The 12,858-nt window shown below is 69.6% G+C and carries 18 protein-coding genes; 8 read left to right on the top strand and 10 right to left on the bottom strand.

Annotation, left to right across the window (positions count from 1 at the left end; translation table 11 throughout):
* Positions 1 to 144: 144 nt before the first annotated feature.
* Positions 145 to 648, bottom strand: coding sequence for a GbsR/MarR family transcriptional regulator (locus LCL61_RS10910; protein ID WP_192747577.1), 504 nt, complete (start codon positions 646 to 648; stop codon positions 145 to 147).
* 94 nt (positions 649 to 742) lie between these two features.
* On the opposite strand from LCL61_RS10910, the gene LCL61_RS10905 reads away from it, so the two are divergent.
* Positions 743 to 1,639 (top strand): ABC transporter ATP-binding protein, encoded by an 897-nt coding sequence (locus tag LCL61_RS10905; RefSeq protein WP_340686721.1) that lies wholly within the window; start codon positions 743 to 745, stop codon positions 1,637 to 1,639.
* The gene (locus tag LCL61_RS10900; protein ID WP_340686720.1) at positions 1,636 to 3,270 is read left to right on the top strand and encodes an ABC transporter permease; all 1,635 of its coding nucleotides are present in this window, start codon (positions 1,636 to 1,638) and stop codon (positions 3,268 to 3,270) included. The genes LCL61_RS10905 and LCL61_RS10900 overlap by 4 nt, the downstream gene beginning before the upstream one ends.
* Positions 3,271 to 3,314: 44 nt before the next feature.
* On the opposite strand, the gene LCL61_RS10895 is transcribed toward LCL61_RS10900, so the two are convergent.
* Positions 3,315 to 3,707, bottom strand: coding sequence for a hypothetical protein (locus LCL61_RS10895; RefSeq protein WP_340686719.1), 393 nt, complete (start codon positions 3,705 to 3,707; stop codon positions 3,315 to 3,317).
* Positions 3,708 to 3,791: 84 nt separating this feature from the next.
* Between LCL61_RS10895 and LCL61_RS10890 the strand changes: the two genes are divergently transcribed.
* Positions 3,792 to 4,058, top strand: coding sequence for a hypothetical protein (locus LCL61_RS10890; RefSeq protein WP_340686718.1), 267 nt, complete (start codon positions 3,792 to 3,794; stop codon positions 4,056 to 4,058).
* Between the two features lie 61 nt (positions 4,059 to 4,119).
* On the opposite strand, the gene LCL61_RS10885 is transcribed toward LCL61_RS10890, so the two are convergent.
* From LCL61_RS10885 to LCL61_RS10870, 4 genes are all read right to left on the bottom strand, one after another.
* Positions 4,120 to 4,743, bottom strand: coding sequence for a helix-turn-helix domain-containing protein (locus LCL61_RS10885; protein WP_340686717.1), 624 nt, complete (start codon positions 4,741 to 4,743; stop codon positions 4,120 to 4,122).
* 63 nt (positions 4,744 to 4,806) lie between these two features.
* Complete coding sequence (locus LCL61_RS10880) at positions 4,807 to 5,592, bottom strand: metal-dependent hydrolase (RefSeq protein ID WP_340688550.1); 786 nt, start codon at positions 5,590 to 5,592, stop codon at positions 4,807 to 4,809.
* 54 nt (positions 5,593 to 5,646) lie between these two features.
* Positions 5,647 to 6,000 carry an STAS domain-containing protein gene (locus LCL61_RS10875; protein WP_340686716.1) on the bottom strand — a complete coding sequence of 118 codons (354 nt, stop codon included), beginning with the start codon at positions 5,998 to 6,000 and terminating at the stop codon, positions 5,647 to 5,649.
* 214 nt (positions 6,001 to 6,214) lie between these two features.
* Complete coding sequence (locus LCL61_RS10870) at positions 6,215 to 6,523, bottom strand: WhiB family transcriptional regulator (RefSeq protein ID WP_016330769.1); 309 nt, start codon at positions 6,521 to 6,523, stop codon at positions 6,215 to 6,217.
* A gap of 136 nt (positions 6,524 to 6,659) precedes the next feature.
* On the opposite strand from LCL61_RS10870, the gene LCL61_RS10865 reads away from it, so the two are divergent.
* From LCL61_RS10865 to LCL61_RS10855, 3 genes are all read left to right on the top strand, one after another.
* On the top strand, positions 6,660 to 7,076 hold the full coding sequence (locus tag LCL61_RS10865; protein WP_005149761.1) for an ATP-binding protein: 417 nt from the start codon (positions 6,660 to 6,662) through the stop codon (positions 7,074 to 7,076).
* A complete protein-coding gene (locus tag LCL61_RS10860; RefSeq protein WP_340686715.1) occupies positions 7,073 to 7,846 on the top strand; it encodes a SigB/SigF/SigG family RNA polymerase sigma factor in 774 nt (257 codons plus the stop codon). The genes LCL61_RS10865 and LCL61_RS10860 overlap by 4 nt, the downstream gene beginning before the upstream one ends.
* 77 nt (positions 7,847 to 7,923) lie before the next feature.
* Entirely contained in the window at positions 7,924 to 8,349 is a 426-nt protein-coding gene (locus LCL61_RS10855) for an ATP-binding protein (RefSeq protein WP_340686714.1), read from the top strand.
* Here LCL61_RS10855 and LCL61_RS10850 read toward each other — a convergent pair.
* Positions 8,318 to 8,794, bottom strand: coding sequence for a MarR family transcriptional regulator (locus tag LCL61_RS10850; RefSeq protein ID WP_340686713.1), 477 nt, complete (start codon positions 8,792 to 8,794; stop codon positions 8,318 to 8,320). The genes LCL61_RS10855 and LCL61_RS10850 overlap by 32 nt on opposite strands.
* A 55-nt stretch (positions 8,795 to 8,849) precedes the next feature.
* Between LCL61_RS10850 and LCL61_RS10845 the strand changes: the two genes are divergently transcribed.
* Positions 8,850 to 9,485, top strand: coding sequence for a nitroreductase family protein (locus LCL61_RS10845; protein WP_340686712.1), 636 nt, complete (start codon positions 8,850 to 8,852; stop codon positions 9,483 to 9,485).
* On the opposite strand, the gene LCL61_RS10840 is transcribed toward LCL61_RS10845, so the two are convergent.
* Positions 9,463 to 10,119 carry an alpha/beta hydrolase gene (locus tag LCL61_RS10840; protein ID WP_340686711.1) on the bottom strand — a complete coding sequence of 219 codons (657 nt, stop codon included), beginning with the start codon at positions 10,117 to 10,119 and terminating at the stop codon, positions 9,463 to 9,465. The genes LCL61_RS10845 and LCL61_RS10840 overlap by 23 nt on opposite strands.
* 28 nt (positions 10,120 to 10,147) lie before the next feature.
* A complete protein-coding gene (locus LCL61_RS10835; protein ID WP_038507695.1) occupies positions 10,148 to 10,816 on the bottom strand; it encodes an HNH endonuclease family protein in 669 nt (222 codons plus the stop codon).
* 156 nt (positions 10,817 to 10,972) lie between these two features.
* On the opposite strand from LCL61_RS10835, the gene LCL61_RS10830 reads away from it, so the two are divergent.
* Positions 10,973 to 11,965, top strand: coding sequence for a tetratricopeptide repeat protein (locus LCL61_RS10830; RefSeq protein WP_340686710.1), 993 nt, complete (start codon positions 10,973 to 10,975; stop codon positions 11,963 to 11,965).
* Here LCL61_RS10830 and LCL61_RS10825 read toward each other — a convergent pair.
* On the bottom strand, positions 11,962 to 12,855 hold the full coding sequence (locus tag LCL61_RS10825) for an SWIM zinc finger family protein (RefSeq protein WP_340686709.1): 894 nt from the start codon (positions 12,853 to 12,855) through the stop codon (positions 11,962 to 11,964). The two genes, LCL61_RS10830 and LCL61_RS10825, sit on opposite strands and share 4 nt — an antisense overlap.
* Between the last annotated feature and the right edge of the window lie 3 nt (positions 12,856 to 12,858).

The raw sequence follows: 12,858 nt of genomic DNA, 5'->3' as shown, positions 1-12,858 counted from the left end.
TACGCGATCGCCATCCGCGGCCCCGGCAACACCACCAGCCCCAGCGACCACAGCGGCCGCGCGTGAAGGCCCCCTTCACGCGGCTCAGCCGAGGAAACTCGACCTTCACACCTTCATGTACTCCAAGCGAGCACGAGGGGGGTCTCACTTGCCCTTTTCGGCCCGCATCTCGTGCCACTTCGCGTACATGTCGTTGAGCTCCTTGATCATGAAGCTCAGGAAGTCGCGCATCTCGGCGACCCGCTCGCCCGCCGGCGTGTCCTCGCCCAGCGCCGAAACGCCCTCGTCGGCCGCGTCGCGCCACATGGTGATCATGCGGTCGCGCTTCATGAAGGTGGCGTACCAGAGGTCGTCGAAGAGCCGGTAGTGGTCGCGGCGCGAGCCGGGTTCGCGCTCCTTCGCGACCAGCCCGATCTGCTCCAGGTACCGCACGGCTCCCGAGATCGCGGCGGGGCTCACCGAGAGCTGGTCGGCCAGCTCGGCCGCGGTGAGGCGACCGGCGTCGGTGGTCATCAGCGCGGCGAACACCCTGGCGGGCATCCTCTGCATCCCGATCTGGGAGAGCGTGAGGCCCAGGTGCTCCACGTAACGGCGGACGGCGTCCTCGTCTCTCTGGGTGCTCGAAGCACTCTCAGGCGTCGTCGTCATGAGCACATCCTCTCCTACGTCCCCCAGAGTGATCACACCATCCATACGTTTTCTTAACTTCACAACTTCGTGAAATCACTGTACATTCAGGCACATGGAAAACGCCATCTCCATCTCCGGCCTCCACAAATCCTTCGGCCGGACCAAGGCTTTGGACGGCCTTGACCTGCAGGTACCCGTTGGGGAGGTGCACGGCTTCCTCGGCCCGAACGGCGCGGGGAAGTCGACCACCGTCCGGGTCCTGCTCGGCCTGCTCCATGCGGACTCGGGCGACGTCCGCCTGCTCGGCGGCGATCCCTGGAAGGACGCGGCGAGCCTGCACCGGCGCCTCGCCTACGTCCCCGGCGACGTGAACCTCTGGCCCAACCTGTCCGGCGGCGAGGTGATCGATCTGCTGGGGCGGCTGCGGGGCGGGCTCGATCAGCGCCGCCGCAAGGATCTGATCGAGCGGTTCGACCTCGACCCCAGGAAGAAGGGGCGCACCTACTCCAAGGGCAACCGGCAGAAGGTCGCGATCGTGGCCGCGCTGGCCTCGCAGGTGGACCTGCTGATCCTGGACGAGCCGACCTCGGGCCTCGACCCGCTGATGGAGGCCACCTTCCAGTACGCGATCCAGGAGGAACGCGAGCAGGGCCGCACGGTGCTGCTGTCGAGCCACATCCTCGCCGAGGTCGAGGCGCTCTGCGACAAGGTCAGCATCATCCGCAACGGGCACACCGTCGAGACCGGCACGCTGGCCGAGCTCCGGCACCTCACCAGGACGTCGATCTCCGCCGAGCTCGCCGGCCCGCCGAACGGGCTGACCAGGCTGGAGAACGTCCACGACCTCAAGGTCGAGGGCAACCGGGTCCGCTTCGATGTCGAAACCCGCTCCCTCGACGACGCGCTGCGCCAGCTCACCCAGGTCGGCGTCCGCAGCCTGACCAGCCAGCCGCCGACACTCGAAGAGCTCTTCCTCCGTCACTACACCACCGAAGCGAGCGCGAAATGACCGCGACGCTGGACCGTCCCGCGGTCTCGGGTGCCGCGCACGGACTCGCCGGCACTTGGCAGCTGACCAGGCTGGCGCTGCGGCGGGACCGGATCGTCCTGCCGATCTGGATCGTCCTGCTCGGGATCATGCCTTCGACCTCCTCGGGGACGTTCGAAACGCTGTACCCGACGGCCGCCGAACGGGCCGGGCTCACCGCGAGCATGGGCGCGAACCCGTCGCTTTCGCTGATCTACGGCCCGGCCTTCGACCTCTCGACCGCGGGCGGGTTCACCGCTTGGCGGCTCGGCGGGTTCCTCGCCCTGGCCGCCGGGCTGATGGCGGTCTTCACCGTCACCCGGCACACCCGCGCCGAGGAGGACTCCGGCCGCGCGGAACTGCTGGCCTCCGCGGTGGTCGGCCGATACGCCCTGCTTACCGCGGGCGTGCTGGTGTCCGCCGGCGCGAGTGTCCTCATCGGACTCGTCGAGACCGGGCTGATGATCGGCGCGAAGCTGCCCGTCGGCGGCTCGCTCGCGCTCGGCGCCGCCACCACGGTGACCGGGCTGGTCTTCACGGCGATCGCTGCGGTGGCCGTCCAGGTCGCCGAGTATTCGAGGACGGCCAACGGGATCGGCGCCACCGCGGTCGGGGTCGCGTTCCTGCTGCGTGCCGTCGGCGACTCGACCTCGGACGCGACCTGGGTCTCCTGGCTTTCCCCGATCGGGTGGGCGCAGCAGATCCGGCCGTTCGCCGACGAGCGCTGGTGGGTGTTCCTGCTGCCGCTGGCCGCGACCGTGGTCGTCGGCGCCGCCGGGTACGCGCTGCTCCCGCGGCGCGACGTCGGCACCGGCATCATCCCGCCGCGTCCCGGGCCCGCCGAGGCGGCGGCGTCGCTGCGCAGCCCGTTCGCGCTGGCGTGGCGGCTGCACCGGGGGCCGTTGATCGGCTGGCTGATCGGCACGGCGGTCTGCGCCGCGGTGTTCGGCTCGGTGGCGAGCGGTATCGGCGACGTCGTCGGGGAAAGCCGGCAGGCGAAGGAGATCTTCCAGCGCCTCGGCGGCACGGACGGGCTGATCGACGCCTTCATGGCGGCGATGACCGGCCTGTTCGCCATGGTCATCGCGCTCCACGGCGTGCAGTCCGCGTTGCGGCTCCGCGCCGAGGAGACCGCCGTGCGGGTCGAGCCACTGCTCGCGACGAGCGTGAGCAGGATGCGGCTGCTGGGAAGCCATCTCGTGTTCACGTTCGGCGGCACGGCGCTGATGATGGTCGTCAGCGGTGTCCTTTTGGGACTGTCGAACGGCATGCGGGCCGGCGGTGTCTCCGACTCGGTCGGGGACATGGTGGTCGCTTCGCTGGCGCAGCTTCCGGCGGTGTGGGTGATCACCGGCCTCGCCGTGACGCTCTTCGGCCTGGCGCCGAAGTTCTCGACGGCGGCGTGGGCGATCGCCGGGCTGGCGTTGCTGCTCAGCCTGTTCGGCCCGGTGCTGGACCTGCCGCAGGCGGTCGTGGACGTCTCACCGTTCTCGCACGTTCCGAAACTGCCCGCCGCGGAGTTCACCGCGACACCGCTGGTCTGGCTGACCGCGGTCGCCGTGGTCGCGCTCGTGGCCGGGCTCATGGGCTGGCGGCGTCGCGACGTCGGCTAGCCACAGGGGAAACCGTGAAGGCCGTCCGTCGGGACGGGCGGCCTTCACGGTACTTGCCGTACTTCGCCACCGGGTGTCACGACCAGTTTCGCGGTCGGCACCCCGCCTCCGCACGCTTCGCCCGCCGGGTAGGCGATCGCCGGGGTCACGTCGAGGACGTGGGGCTTTCCGTCGTCGAGGGTCACCGTGGTCCGGACCGGCGTGGTCGGCAGGCCCCGGGTCGGGATGAAGACGTGCTCGCCACCGGACGCGGCTTCGGTCACGCAGGCACCGGCCCAGCACAACTCCAGCGACACACGGGTGACACCGGCGGCCAGTTCCGGCGGGATGTCGAGGGAGATCCCCTCCGACAGGGCGATGGCCGGGCAGGCCTTCTCACCGGGACCGCACGCGGTCAAGGCCGTGAGCAGGAGCAGGAAAACGGGAAGTCGCCGCATACCGGGCAGACGAGGCGAAGGCCGCCCGGGTTGCATCAGTCGCTGCGGAATCCTGTGGTCGTACTGGGTGGGAGCACCGTCGACGTGGGTGAAGGTGTCACGGTCCTGGTCACCGTGCGCGGCTTGGGCGTGCTGGTGCGGGTGATGACGAGCGGTTCCGGCGAACTGGCCGGCACGGTCACCGTGACCGGCCCGACCGAACGGGAGGTCGTGGCCGGGGGCGGGGTCGTGCCGGTTTCGTACACGCGGCGCTGCGGCTCGCGGCTTGCCACCAGGAGGGCGGCGACGAGCAGCCCGGTCGCGAGGCCGGCGATGGCCGCGACCGTGACGGGACCGGTGGTGGGACCCTGACTCGACATCCGGCACCCCCTCGCCATGCGAAGCGCAGGTACGAGGACTTCTCGCGTTGATCTTACGTTTTGTTACGTAGCGTGCGCAAACCGTCGACAATGATCCGCACGAGATGCCGCTCTTCGAGTGAGTACCGTTCCGCGGCCAGGCATCCGGCGATCAGGGCGCGCAGGTCGTCGCCGTCGATGTCCTCGCGGACCGCGCCCGCGGCCTGTGCCCTCGTCAGCAACGCCTGCGAGGCCGCCCGGAAGTCGTTGCCGGCGCTCGCTTTGAAACCCAGCCCGGTCGTCTCGGCGAGCGCGTCGCAGAGTGCCCGGTTGCGCGACGCCTGCTGGACGACGCGTTTGAAGAAGTCGAAGAACGCTTCGCCGGGGTCTTCGGCGGTCAGCNACGCCTGCTGGACGACGCGTTTGAAGAAGTCGAAGAACGCTTCGCCGGGGTCTTCGGCGGTCAGCAGTTCGCGTGCTTCCCGTGCGAACTGTTCGAGCCGGTCCACGACGACGGCTTGGAAGAGCGCTTCCTTGCTGGGGAAATGCCGGTAGACGGTGCCCGCGCCGACACCGGCGATGCGGGCGATCTCGTCGAGGGGGACGGCGAGACCGTCGACGGCGAAGGCCTCTTCGGCGGCCGCGAGCACCTTCGCTCGGTTGCGGCGCGCGTCGGCGCGCAGCACGGGCTTGTCCACTGTTCCCCCTCCTCAACCGGGTCCGGCGTTCCGATTCAACGCCGACGGCGACGAGGGCATTCCTCACTGCACCGCGGTCTGCGTCCCGTCCGGCGTGAGCAGTCCTTGGACCGTGGTGAACAGGTACTCCCGGACACCGGGGATCAGCACCACCGCGGCGACCGCGAACACCGGGAAGATCAGCCGGTTCTCCACCTTCTTGCCGGTGCGGAACCGCAGCGGCTTCGGCGGCCGGATCTCGTACCAGGTCTCGCCCGCGATCGGGATCGGGAACAGGAACGGACAGCCGGATTCGGTCAGCGCGTCGCCGAGGCAGTGCACGAAACACCCGGCCGCGACGGCTATGCCGAGCCAGCCGGAGATCTCCGCGAGTTGCGCCGCCTTGTCCGGCGGGGCGGTCCACACCCACCAGCCGACCGCGGCGCCGCTGACCGGCAGGAGCCAGTCGCCGAGCGCGCCTTCGGCGAGCAGCAGGCCGAGGACGACGACACCGAACACCGCCCACGGACCGCCCTCGGCGGTGCCCCAGGAGGTCAGGAAGCCGAGACCGACGGCGAACAGCACGGTGTGCGAGAGATGGCGGTGCTTACCGGTGACCTTCTCGTCCCGAGGCCCCTTGGTCAGCGCGTAGAGGGCCGCCGAAACCCGGCGGAGCAGCCAGGAGATCGCGCCGGTGAACCAGCCGAGCAGTTTCGACGCGCGGGCGCCCGGGTGGTCGAGGTCGGGCAGGAGGGCGAATCCGGCCGTGGTCGCGGCGAACACGACCGCTTGGTGCACCGTGCCCGCCCCGACGACGGGTGCGAGCGCGAGGCCCGCGCACCATCCGGTCAGGGCATGCGTCCGCCCCATCATCGTGCTGCCCCCAGGTGTCGCGGATCACGAGCCCACGACCGTATCGGGGGATCAGGCGGGAGGCTCCTCCGACACGCTGAGGTGCTCGGCGACGCCGGTGAGCTCGATCACTCGGCTCACCTGCGGGCTGGGCACGAGTTCGAGCTCGACCTCCTTCTCGGCGGCCTGACGCTGTGCCTGGAGCACCACGTTCAACGCCGAGGAGTCGAAAAACGTCACGCCGGTCAGGTCGGCGACCACCCGACCCGACGGTTTGTCCGTGATCAGGGCCCCGAGGGTCTCCTGAAGCTGCGGGCTCGTCAGCAGGTCGAGCTCACCGGTGACCACCACACGCGGTTCAGACGCCTCGGCGTCCAGCGTGATGCTGAAACCGGGCGGCGTGGTGTTCTGGTCCGCTGCGGGCATGCACATTCTCCTCATCAGGTGAGAACCGACGCTCAGCGCCGGAACGCGCCTGTGGTCTCAAGCGACGGCCGCGCCCAGTCCGGACACGGACGCACGCTCTTCTTCGGCGGGTAGGCGTGGCTGTCCCCGCAACGACAGTCCCAACCCTAACCCAGTACGGACGAGGCGCCACGATCGCCGTCGCGCGCGTCGCCGACCGGTGCCCGGGACACGCTCAATGCGCGGTCAACGCCTTGCGCCCGGCGCGGCGTTCGCGGAGGAACAGCTCGCGGCGCTCGATCTCGCCCAGTCCACCCCAGATGCCGTACGGCTCCTGCACGGCGAGCGCGTGCTTACGGCACTGCGCCAGGACGGGGCAGGTGTGGCAGATGGCCTTGGCCCGCGATTCGCGCCGCTCGCGGGCCGAACCGCGCTCGTTGTCCGTGTGGAAGAACAAGCTGCTGTCAGCGCCTCGGCACGACCCACGGAGCTGCCAGTCCCACTCTTCCGCCACCACGTTCGGCAGCCGGCTCACGTCAGCCATGTCGGTCCCCGCCTTCCCAGGAGATCGTTTGTCGCCGGTTACATGCCCGCCCCCTGCGCGGCTCAAACGTGGGTTTGGTTTGCTCACACCCAGGGCATCTGACGGATCGGCAGTGCAGCTGGAGAGAGGAACACACGTGGTGGACAACACCCCGCCCAGCGGCGAGGGCGCTCAACTCATCGAGGTACGCACGGCCGCGGTACCGCATGTGGTACCGACTCTCCGGACGATCGTCGCGGACATCGCGATGCGCCAGGACTTCGACCTGGACGCCGTCGAAGATCTCCGGATGGCGGTGGACGAAGCCTGCTCCATGCTGCTCCCCTCGGCCGCCGACGGGCACCTGACCTGCGTTTTCTCCTGGAAGGACGGGCGGATCGAGGTGACCGTTTCGGTGCTTTCGGACTCTCCGGAACCCGACGACGAGACCGGTCTGTCCTGGCAACTGCTCACCGCGCTGGCCACGTCCGCGCGACGGAGTGTCACCCCGGCCGACGGCGGCTACCTGTCCAGGGTGGAGCTCATCCGGGAGAGCGAGGCGGCCCGGCCGTGACCGAACCCGTCGAGCAAGACGGCGCGGACGTCCCGGCCCTGTTCGAGCGCATGTGCGCGCTGCCCCAAGGCGCTCCCGAACGCGAAGCGCTGCGGGACGAGCTGGTGCGCGCGCACCTCGAACTCGCGCGCAATCTGGCGCGCAAGTTCCGCAACCGGGACGAGTCGATGGAGGACCTGGTCCAGATCGCGACGATCGGGCTGATCCACGCCGTCGACCGGTTCGACCCCGGCCAGGGGAGCGACTTCCTGGCCTTCGCGGTCCCCACCATCTCCGGCGAGCTGCGGCACCACTTCCGCGACAACAGCTGGTCGGTGCGGGTGCCCCGGCGCCTCAAGGAGCTGAACGCGAACATCTCGGCCGCGCGCGAAGAGCTGACGATCCGGCTCTCCCGCGCGCCGAAGCCCAGTGAGATCGCCGCCCATCTCGGCGTCCCGATCGACGAGGTCTACGAGGGTCTCCGTGCCGGCCAGGGCCGGTACGGCGCCTCGCTGGACAACCTCCTGGAGAACTCGGCGCACACCCGCTTCGGCGAAGCCGACGCCAACCTGAGCCAGGCGGAGCTGCGCGAGGCGCTGCGACCGATGCTAGAACGGCTGCCCGACCGTGAGCGCAAGATCGTCGCGCTGCGGTTCGGGTCCGGGATGAGCCAGTCGGACATCGCCCGCCGTGTCGGTGTTTCCCAGATGCAGGTGTCAAGATTGCTGGCCGCCACGCTCAAGAAAATGCGGGAAGGTCTGACCGAGACCGAACTCACGGACGGGACCTGATTCGTCGACGGCCCTTGTGGGTATCTGGGAGGCGAACAGCGGATCTGGGAGTCTCTCGTGAGGGGAGGTGCGGAACCATGACGATGTCCAAGACCCGATCGGAGGGCTCGTTGCCGGTGGTCTCCCTCCCTCTGCCGGTCGATGTGACGGCACCGGCCGTCGCGCGGCAGGCGGTACGAGCGACTCTGTCGGGCTTCGGCCTCGACGGCCCGGCGGTCGACGACGTCCTCCTGGCGACCTCCGAGCTGGTCACGAACGCCTTCGAGCACGGCGAGAAGCCGGACAGGCTCGAAGTCGAATACTCCGGCGGCAGGCTCACCCTGCGGGTTTTCGATTCCGGGTCGGGGCGGCCGAAGCTGAAGGAGCCATCGCCGATGGCGGCGCGCAGCCGCGGTCTCCAGCTGGTGCACGCGTTGTCCGACGACTGGGGCCACGAGCTCTGCTCCGGCGGGAAGTACGTCTGGGCCGTGTTCAGTCTCGACCGGGCAGACGCCTCAGCCTGAGCGCCGCGTCCGTTTCGGCGATGCGTTCCCGGAGCGATTTCCGCTCCAAGGCCTCGACGGCGGCGACCAGCACCTCCCTGAGCGGGTACGGCAGTTCGGCTTCCAGCTGCGCGGCCGCGGCGCTGGTCGCCGCCCATTCGGCTTCGAGCGTCGGCATCAGACGCCGCGTCTTCTCGGTCAGCGAAACGATCCGCTGCCGGGCGTCGGCACCGGGCCGGAGCGAGACGAGGTCCTGGCGCGCCATCTGCGCGATCGTCTGGCTGGCCGCGGAATGGGTCACGCCGACTTCGGCGGCGAGGTCGCGGATGGGCAGCGGCCCGTACGTGACGATCGCGCGGACGAACGGCGTGAACCGCGGGCGGTAGTCCCCCAGCCCGATGTCCTCGAAGAACGCGGCGACGTCCGCCTCGGTCACTTCGAGGAGGTGCCTGAGCAAAGTGCCCATACCTCGTTCGCGCGGCGGCCTCCCCACCAGCGGATCATAACGACATAATCGCCGGATGACGCCCGAAGAGCTGCTGACGACCACCCGGACCGTCCGCAAACGACTGGACCTGACCCGGCCGGTGCCTCTCGAACTGGTCAAACACGCCCTCCAGGTGGCGCTGCAGGCGCCGAGCGGGTCGAACACGCAGCGCTGGCACTGGCTCGTGATCACCGACCCCGGGCAGCGGGCAGAGCTCGGGAAGCTGTACCGGCGTGCGTGCCGGGAGTACCTGGATTCCCCACGGGCGGCGGGGAAACTGTTCGCGGACGACCCCGAACGGTCGAAGGTGCAGAAGCGCGTCGGCTCCAGTGTCGAGTACCTGGCCGACAAGATGGGCGAGGTGCCCGTGCACGTCATCCCGTGCTTGGAGACGAACAGCGCGGAGCTGCCCGCCGGCAACCAGGCGGGTCTGTGGGGGAACCTGCTGCCCGCGGCGTGGAGTTACATGCTCGCGGCGCGGGCCGTCACGCTCGGCACGGCGTGGACGACGCTGCACCTCGCGTACGAGAAGGAAGCCGCGGAGATCCTCGGCCTGCCGGAGAACGTGCACCAGGCCGCGCTCATCCCGACGGCGTTCTACACCGGTGACACCTTCAAGCCGGCCGCGCGTCAGCCGCTCGAAGAGGTCATGCGGCTGGACCGCTGGTGAGGTAGGACTCGAGCCGGTCCGCCAGTTCCTTGGGATGGCTCAAGGGCACGGAGTGGGAGCCGTCGATCTCGTCGGGGGCGAACCCGAGCCTGTCCTGGACGACCCGGCGTTGGAACTCGGGCGTGAAGAAGCGGTCTTCGCGCGCGATGAGCACCTTCGTCGGGACGTCCGGCCACTCGTCCAGCGGCCACGGCTGCGACCATTCCGCGCTGACCTGGTTCCGGCCGTGCGAGCCCGCCTCCGCGACGATGTCCGAGTGGACACCGTTGTAGAACTTCTCCACGTCGGTGAGGTCCTTCGCGTCCTCGAAACCCGTGTTGCCCCACCAATCCCCGGGTGTCTCGCCCGGTTTGGGGATCATCGGCGTCAGCATCACGAGCAGCCGCGCCGCCAGCTTCCCGGCGACGAGCGGCGCGGTGAAGCCGCCGTAGGAATGGCCCAGTATCACCAGGTCCTCGCGGTCACCGATCGCGTTCACGACGGCGTCGACGTGCTCCGGGAAACCGGCCTTCTCGTCGTCGATCGGCAGGTTCACCGCGACGACGTCGTGCCCGCGGCCGGTCAGCTCCGCCTCGAGGATGTGGAAGTCCCAGGCGCTGCCGCCACCGCCGTGGATCAGTACGAAGGTCGCCATCGCCCCAGCCAACCCGAATTCGGGCGGATCAGCAACGACCGAGCATGTCGCTGAGGGCGCTCTTCTCGGCGGTGGTGATCGTGAGGCCGTAGTAGTGCTTCACGGTGATCCAGTCGGTGGCGTAGGTGCACCAGAACGAGACGAGCGGCGGCTTCCACTGGTCCGGCGCCTTGTCGCTCTTCTCCTGGTTGACGTTGTCGGTGACGGCGAACAGCTGCGGGCGGGTCAGGTCGTTCGCGAACTGGCGCCGTTTCTCGTCGGTCCACGACTTCGCGCCGCTGACCCAGCTCTGCGCGAGCGGGACCATGTGGTCGATGTCGACGTCGGTCGGCTTCGTCCAGGTCTCGCCGTCGTAGATGCTCGTCCAGCTGCCGGAGGTCGGGGCGCAGTCGGAACCGGCCTTGACGTCCTTGCCGTCACGCTTGAGCACGAACTCGCGGGTGTTGCAGTTGTTCCCTTGGTTGTCCCAGTGCGGGTACTTCTTGCGGTCGTAGCCGTCCATCGAACCGCGCGGCGCGACGGTGAGCTCGTCCAGCTGCTTGCGCGCGTCGGCGGCGCTCGCGGGGTTGGCGGGCTTCGGCTGCAGCGCGTCGCCCTTGCCGCTCACGAACCAGAAGACCGCGAGTACGACGGCGGCGAGGGTGATCAGCAGGAGCAGCCGCTGTGCCGTGGTCATCTGGCTGGTACGCGTAGCCACCGCGCGGTTCCTCTCGACGGGGGTTGGGGAGCGCCAAGTATCGCCGCGGCGGGCGGGGAAACCGGGTGCGACACGGCGATGACACGCGGTAGTTGTTGTCACATCCGGGTCCTGAGCAGCGACTACCCCAGGGACGCTGCCGGAAGGAGCGGGCTTGTGGGCGACGGAAAACGTAAATGGAACACCCGGATCGACGACTATCTGAACCGGAAGGCCGCGGAACGCGGACACGTGATCGCCATGGCACGTATGGGATCCACCGCGCTGGAGCGCGGCGATCTCGACGAGGCCGAGGCGTGGTTCCGCAAGGCCGCCGAGGGCGGGGACAGGGTCGCGATGGGCAACCTGGCGCACCTCCTGAACGAACGCGGCGTGCCGGAGCAGGCCGAACGCTGGTATCGGGAAGCGGCGACGGCCGGTGATTCGCATGCCATGTCGCATCTGGGAAATCTCTGCGCGCGACGAGGGGATTCGGACGCCGCCGAGGACTGGTGGCGGCGTGCCGCCGGCGAGGGCCGGGTCGAGGCGATGGCGGATTTGGCGCGGTCACTGCACCGGCGTGGCGAACTCCAGGAAGCCGAGTACTGGGCCAGCGACGCCGCGGAGGCGGGCAACGTCGAAGGAATGATCACGCTGGGCGCCGTGCTCTGCGACACCGGCCGGACCTCCGAAGCGGATCCCTGGTGGCGCAAGGCGGGCGAAGAAGCCGACGCGACGTCGCTGATCAAACTCGGCCACCAGGCCCAGCAACGGGGCGACCTCACGCGCGCCGAAAGCTGCTACCACGCCGCCGCGGCCGCCGGCGCCCCCGACGCCGCCGTCCGCCTCGGCCTGGTGCTGCACCGCCGAGGCGAACTCGACGCCGCCGAACGCTGGTATCTCAAGGCCGCCAAACGGGGCGACGCCGCGGCGATGACGAACCTGGGCGTGCTGGCCAACGACCGGAACGATCCCGGCGAGGCCACCGCCTGGTACCGGAAGGCCGCGGAGCTCGGCAGTGTCCCCGCGTACACCAACCTCGGCACGCTCGCCGCCGACCACGGGAACTTCCAGGAGGCCGAGCACTGGTTCCGCGCGGCCGCCGACACCGGCGACCAGGCGGGGCGACGGCATCTGGAGGAGCTGTACCGCAACCGTCAGCGGTTCTAGGCTTTCCAGTTCCGCATCGCGGCGAACCCTTCGCGCAGCCGCTGGAGTTTGCGGCTGCGGTACGGGTCTTCTCCGTCGTCGAGCCTCCACCGCTCCTCGACACCGGCGCGGAACACCGCGAGCCCCTCGAAACCGAGGCCCGCGGTGAAGTCCGCGATGTTCACGTCGACCCGGCCAGAGCCGTCGAGGTCCAGCCGCAGCAGCCACTCCGCGAGCTCCTTGGGCTCCGGCGGCGAGTCCGCGCAGGCCTCCGCGTACAACGCGAGCGCGCCCCGCGCCTCGTCGCCGAGCGCGCCGAACGAATCCTCGACGAAGTCCAGCGCCTCCACCACCAGCTCGATGATGCGGCACAGCAGCGGCCCGTCCATGAGTTCCCTGGCGGTGGCGAGCACCTCGCGCACCTTCTCGGTGTACGCGACCGTGCCCTGGAAGCCGACGAAACCGCGCAACCGCAACGTTCGCTCGACGTGACGCCGCAACGCGTCGAGGTCGCCGCGGCCCGCCTTGAGCGAGAGTTTGCGGAACAGGGCCGGGTCCTCGTTCGCGTGCCCGACGAGCAACTCGATCAGCTCGGCGCGGTCCAGGGTCTCGACGTACCCGCGGATGTCGGCCGCGCCGCCGTCCGCCACGCCCTCGAGGACCAGCAACCCGACGGCCACGCAGTGCTTGCAGAAGAAGCCGTCCGCCGCGTGCGGGCAGGTGCACTCGCCGACCAGCTCGCCGTCGACGTTGCGCAACCGGACCGTGTACCGGTCGGTGCCGCTGACCACCGCCGTGACCCCGCCCGCGACGTCGTCCAGCGTCTCGACCGACTCCAGGTACTTGGAGCCGCGCGCGAAAGAGACGTCACCGGCCTGCCTGCGGAGTTCGTCCTCGCTGAACCACGTCACCGC

The organism is Amycolatopsis coloradensis (assembly GCF_037997115.1).
Taxonomy (GTDB): domain Bacteria; phylum Actinomycetota; class Actinomycetes; order Mycobacteriales; family Pseudonocardiaceae; genus Amycolatopsis; species Amycolatopsis coloradensis_A.
The sequence above is the reverse complement of the archived record's forward strand: the minus strand, read 5'-3'. Positions and strand labels throughout refer to the sequence as shown.

What these genes read in the sequence shown, in the direction of transcription:
- LCL61_RS10875 (WP_340686716.1), bottom strand. Translation starts at nt 6,000, where the DNA reads ATGCCCGCAGCGGACCAGAACACCACGCCGCCCGGTTTCAGCATCACG.
- LCL61_RS10850 (WP_340686713.1), bottom strand. Translation starts at nt 8,794, where the DNA reads ATGGGCACTTTGCTCAGGCACCTCCTCGAAGTGACCGAGGCGGACGTC.
- LCL61_RS10880 (WP_340688550.1), bottom strand. Translation starts at nt 5,592, where the DNA reads ATGGGGCGGACGCATGCCCTGACCGGATGGTGCGCGGGCCTCGCGCTC.
- LCL61_RS10855 (WP_340686714.1), top strand. Translation starts at nt 7,924, where the DNA reads ATGACGATGTCCAAGACCCGATCGGAGGGCTCGTTGCCGGTGGTCTCC.
- LCL61_RS10895 (WP_340686719.1), bottom strand. Translation starts at nt 3,707, where the DNA reads ATGCGGCGACTTCCCGTTTTCCTGCTCCTGCTCACGGCCTTGACCGCG.
- LCL61_RS10905 (WP_340686721.1), top strand. Translation starts at nt 743, where the DNA reads ATGGAAAACGCCATCTCCATCTCCGGCCTCCACAAATCCTTCGGCCGG.
- LCL61_RS10900 (WP_340686720.1), top strand. Translation starts at nt 1,636, where the DNA reads ATGACCGCGACGCTGGACCGTCCCGCGGTCTCGGGTGCCGCGCACGGA.
- LCL61_RS10845 (WP_340686712.1), top strand. Translation starts at nt 8,850, where the DNA reads ATGACGCCCGAAGAGCTGCTGACGACCACCCGGACCGTCCGCAAACGA.
- LCL61_RS10910 (WP_192747577.1), bottom strand. Translation starts at nt 648, where the DNA reads ATGACGACGACGCCTGAGAGTGCTTCGAGCACCCAGAGAGACGAGGAC.
- LCL61_RS10840 (WP_340686711.1), bottom strand. Translation starts at nt 10,119, where the DNA reads ATGGCGACCTTCGTACTGATCCACGGCGGTGGCGGCAGCGCCTGGGAC.
- LCL61_RS10870 (WP_016330769.1), bottom strand. Translation starts at nt 6,523, where the DNA reads ATGGCTGACGTGAGCCGGCTGCCGAACGTGGTGGCGGAAGAGTGGGAC.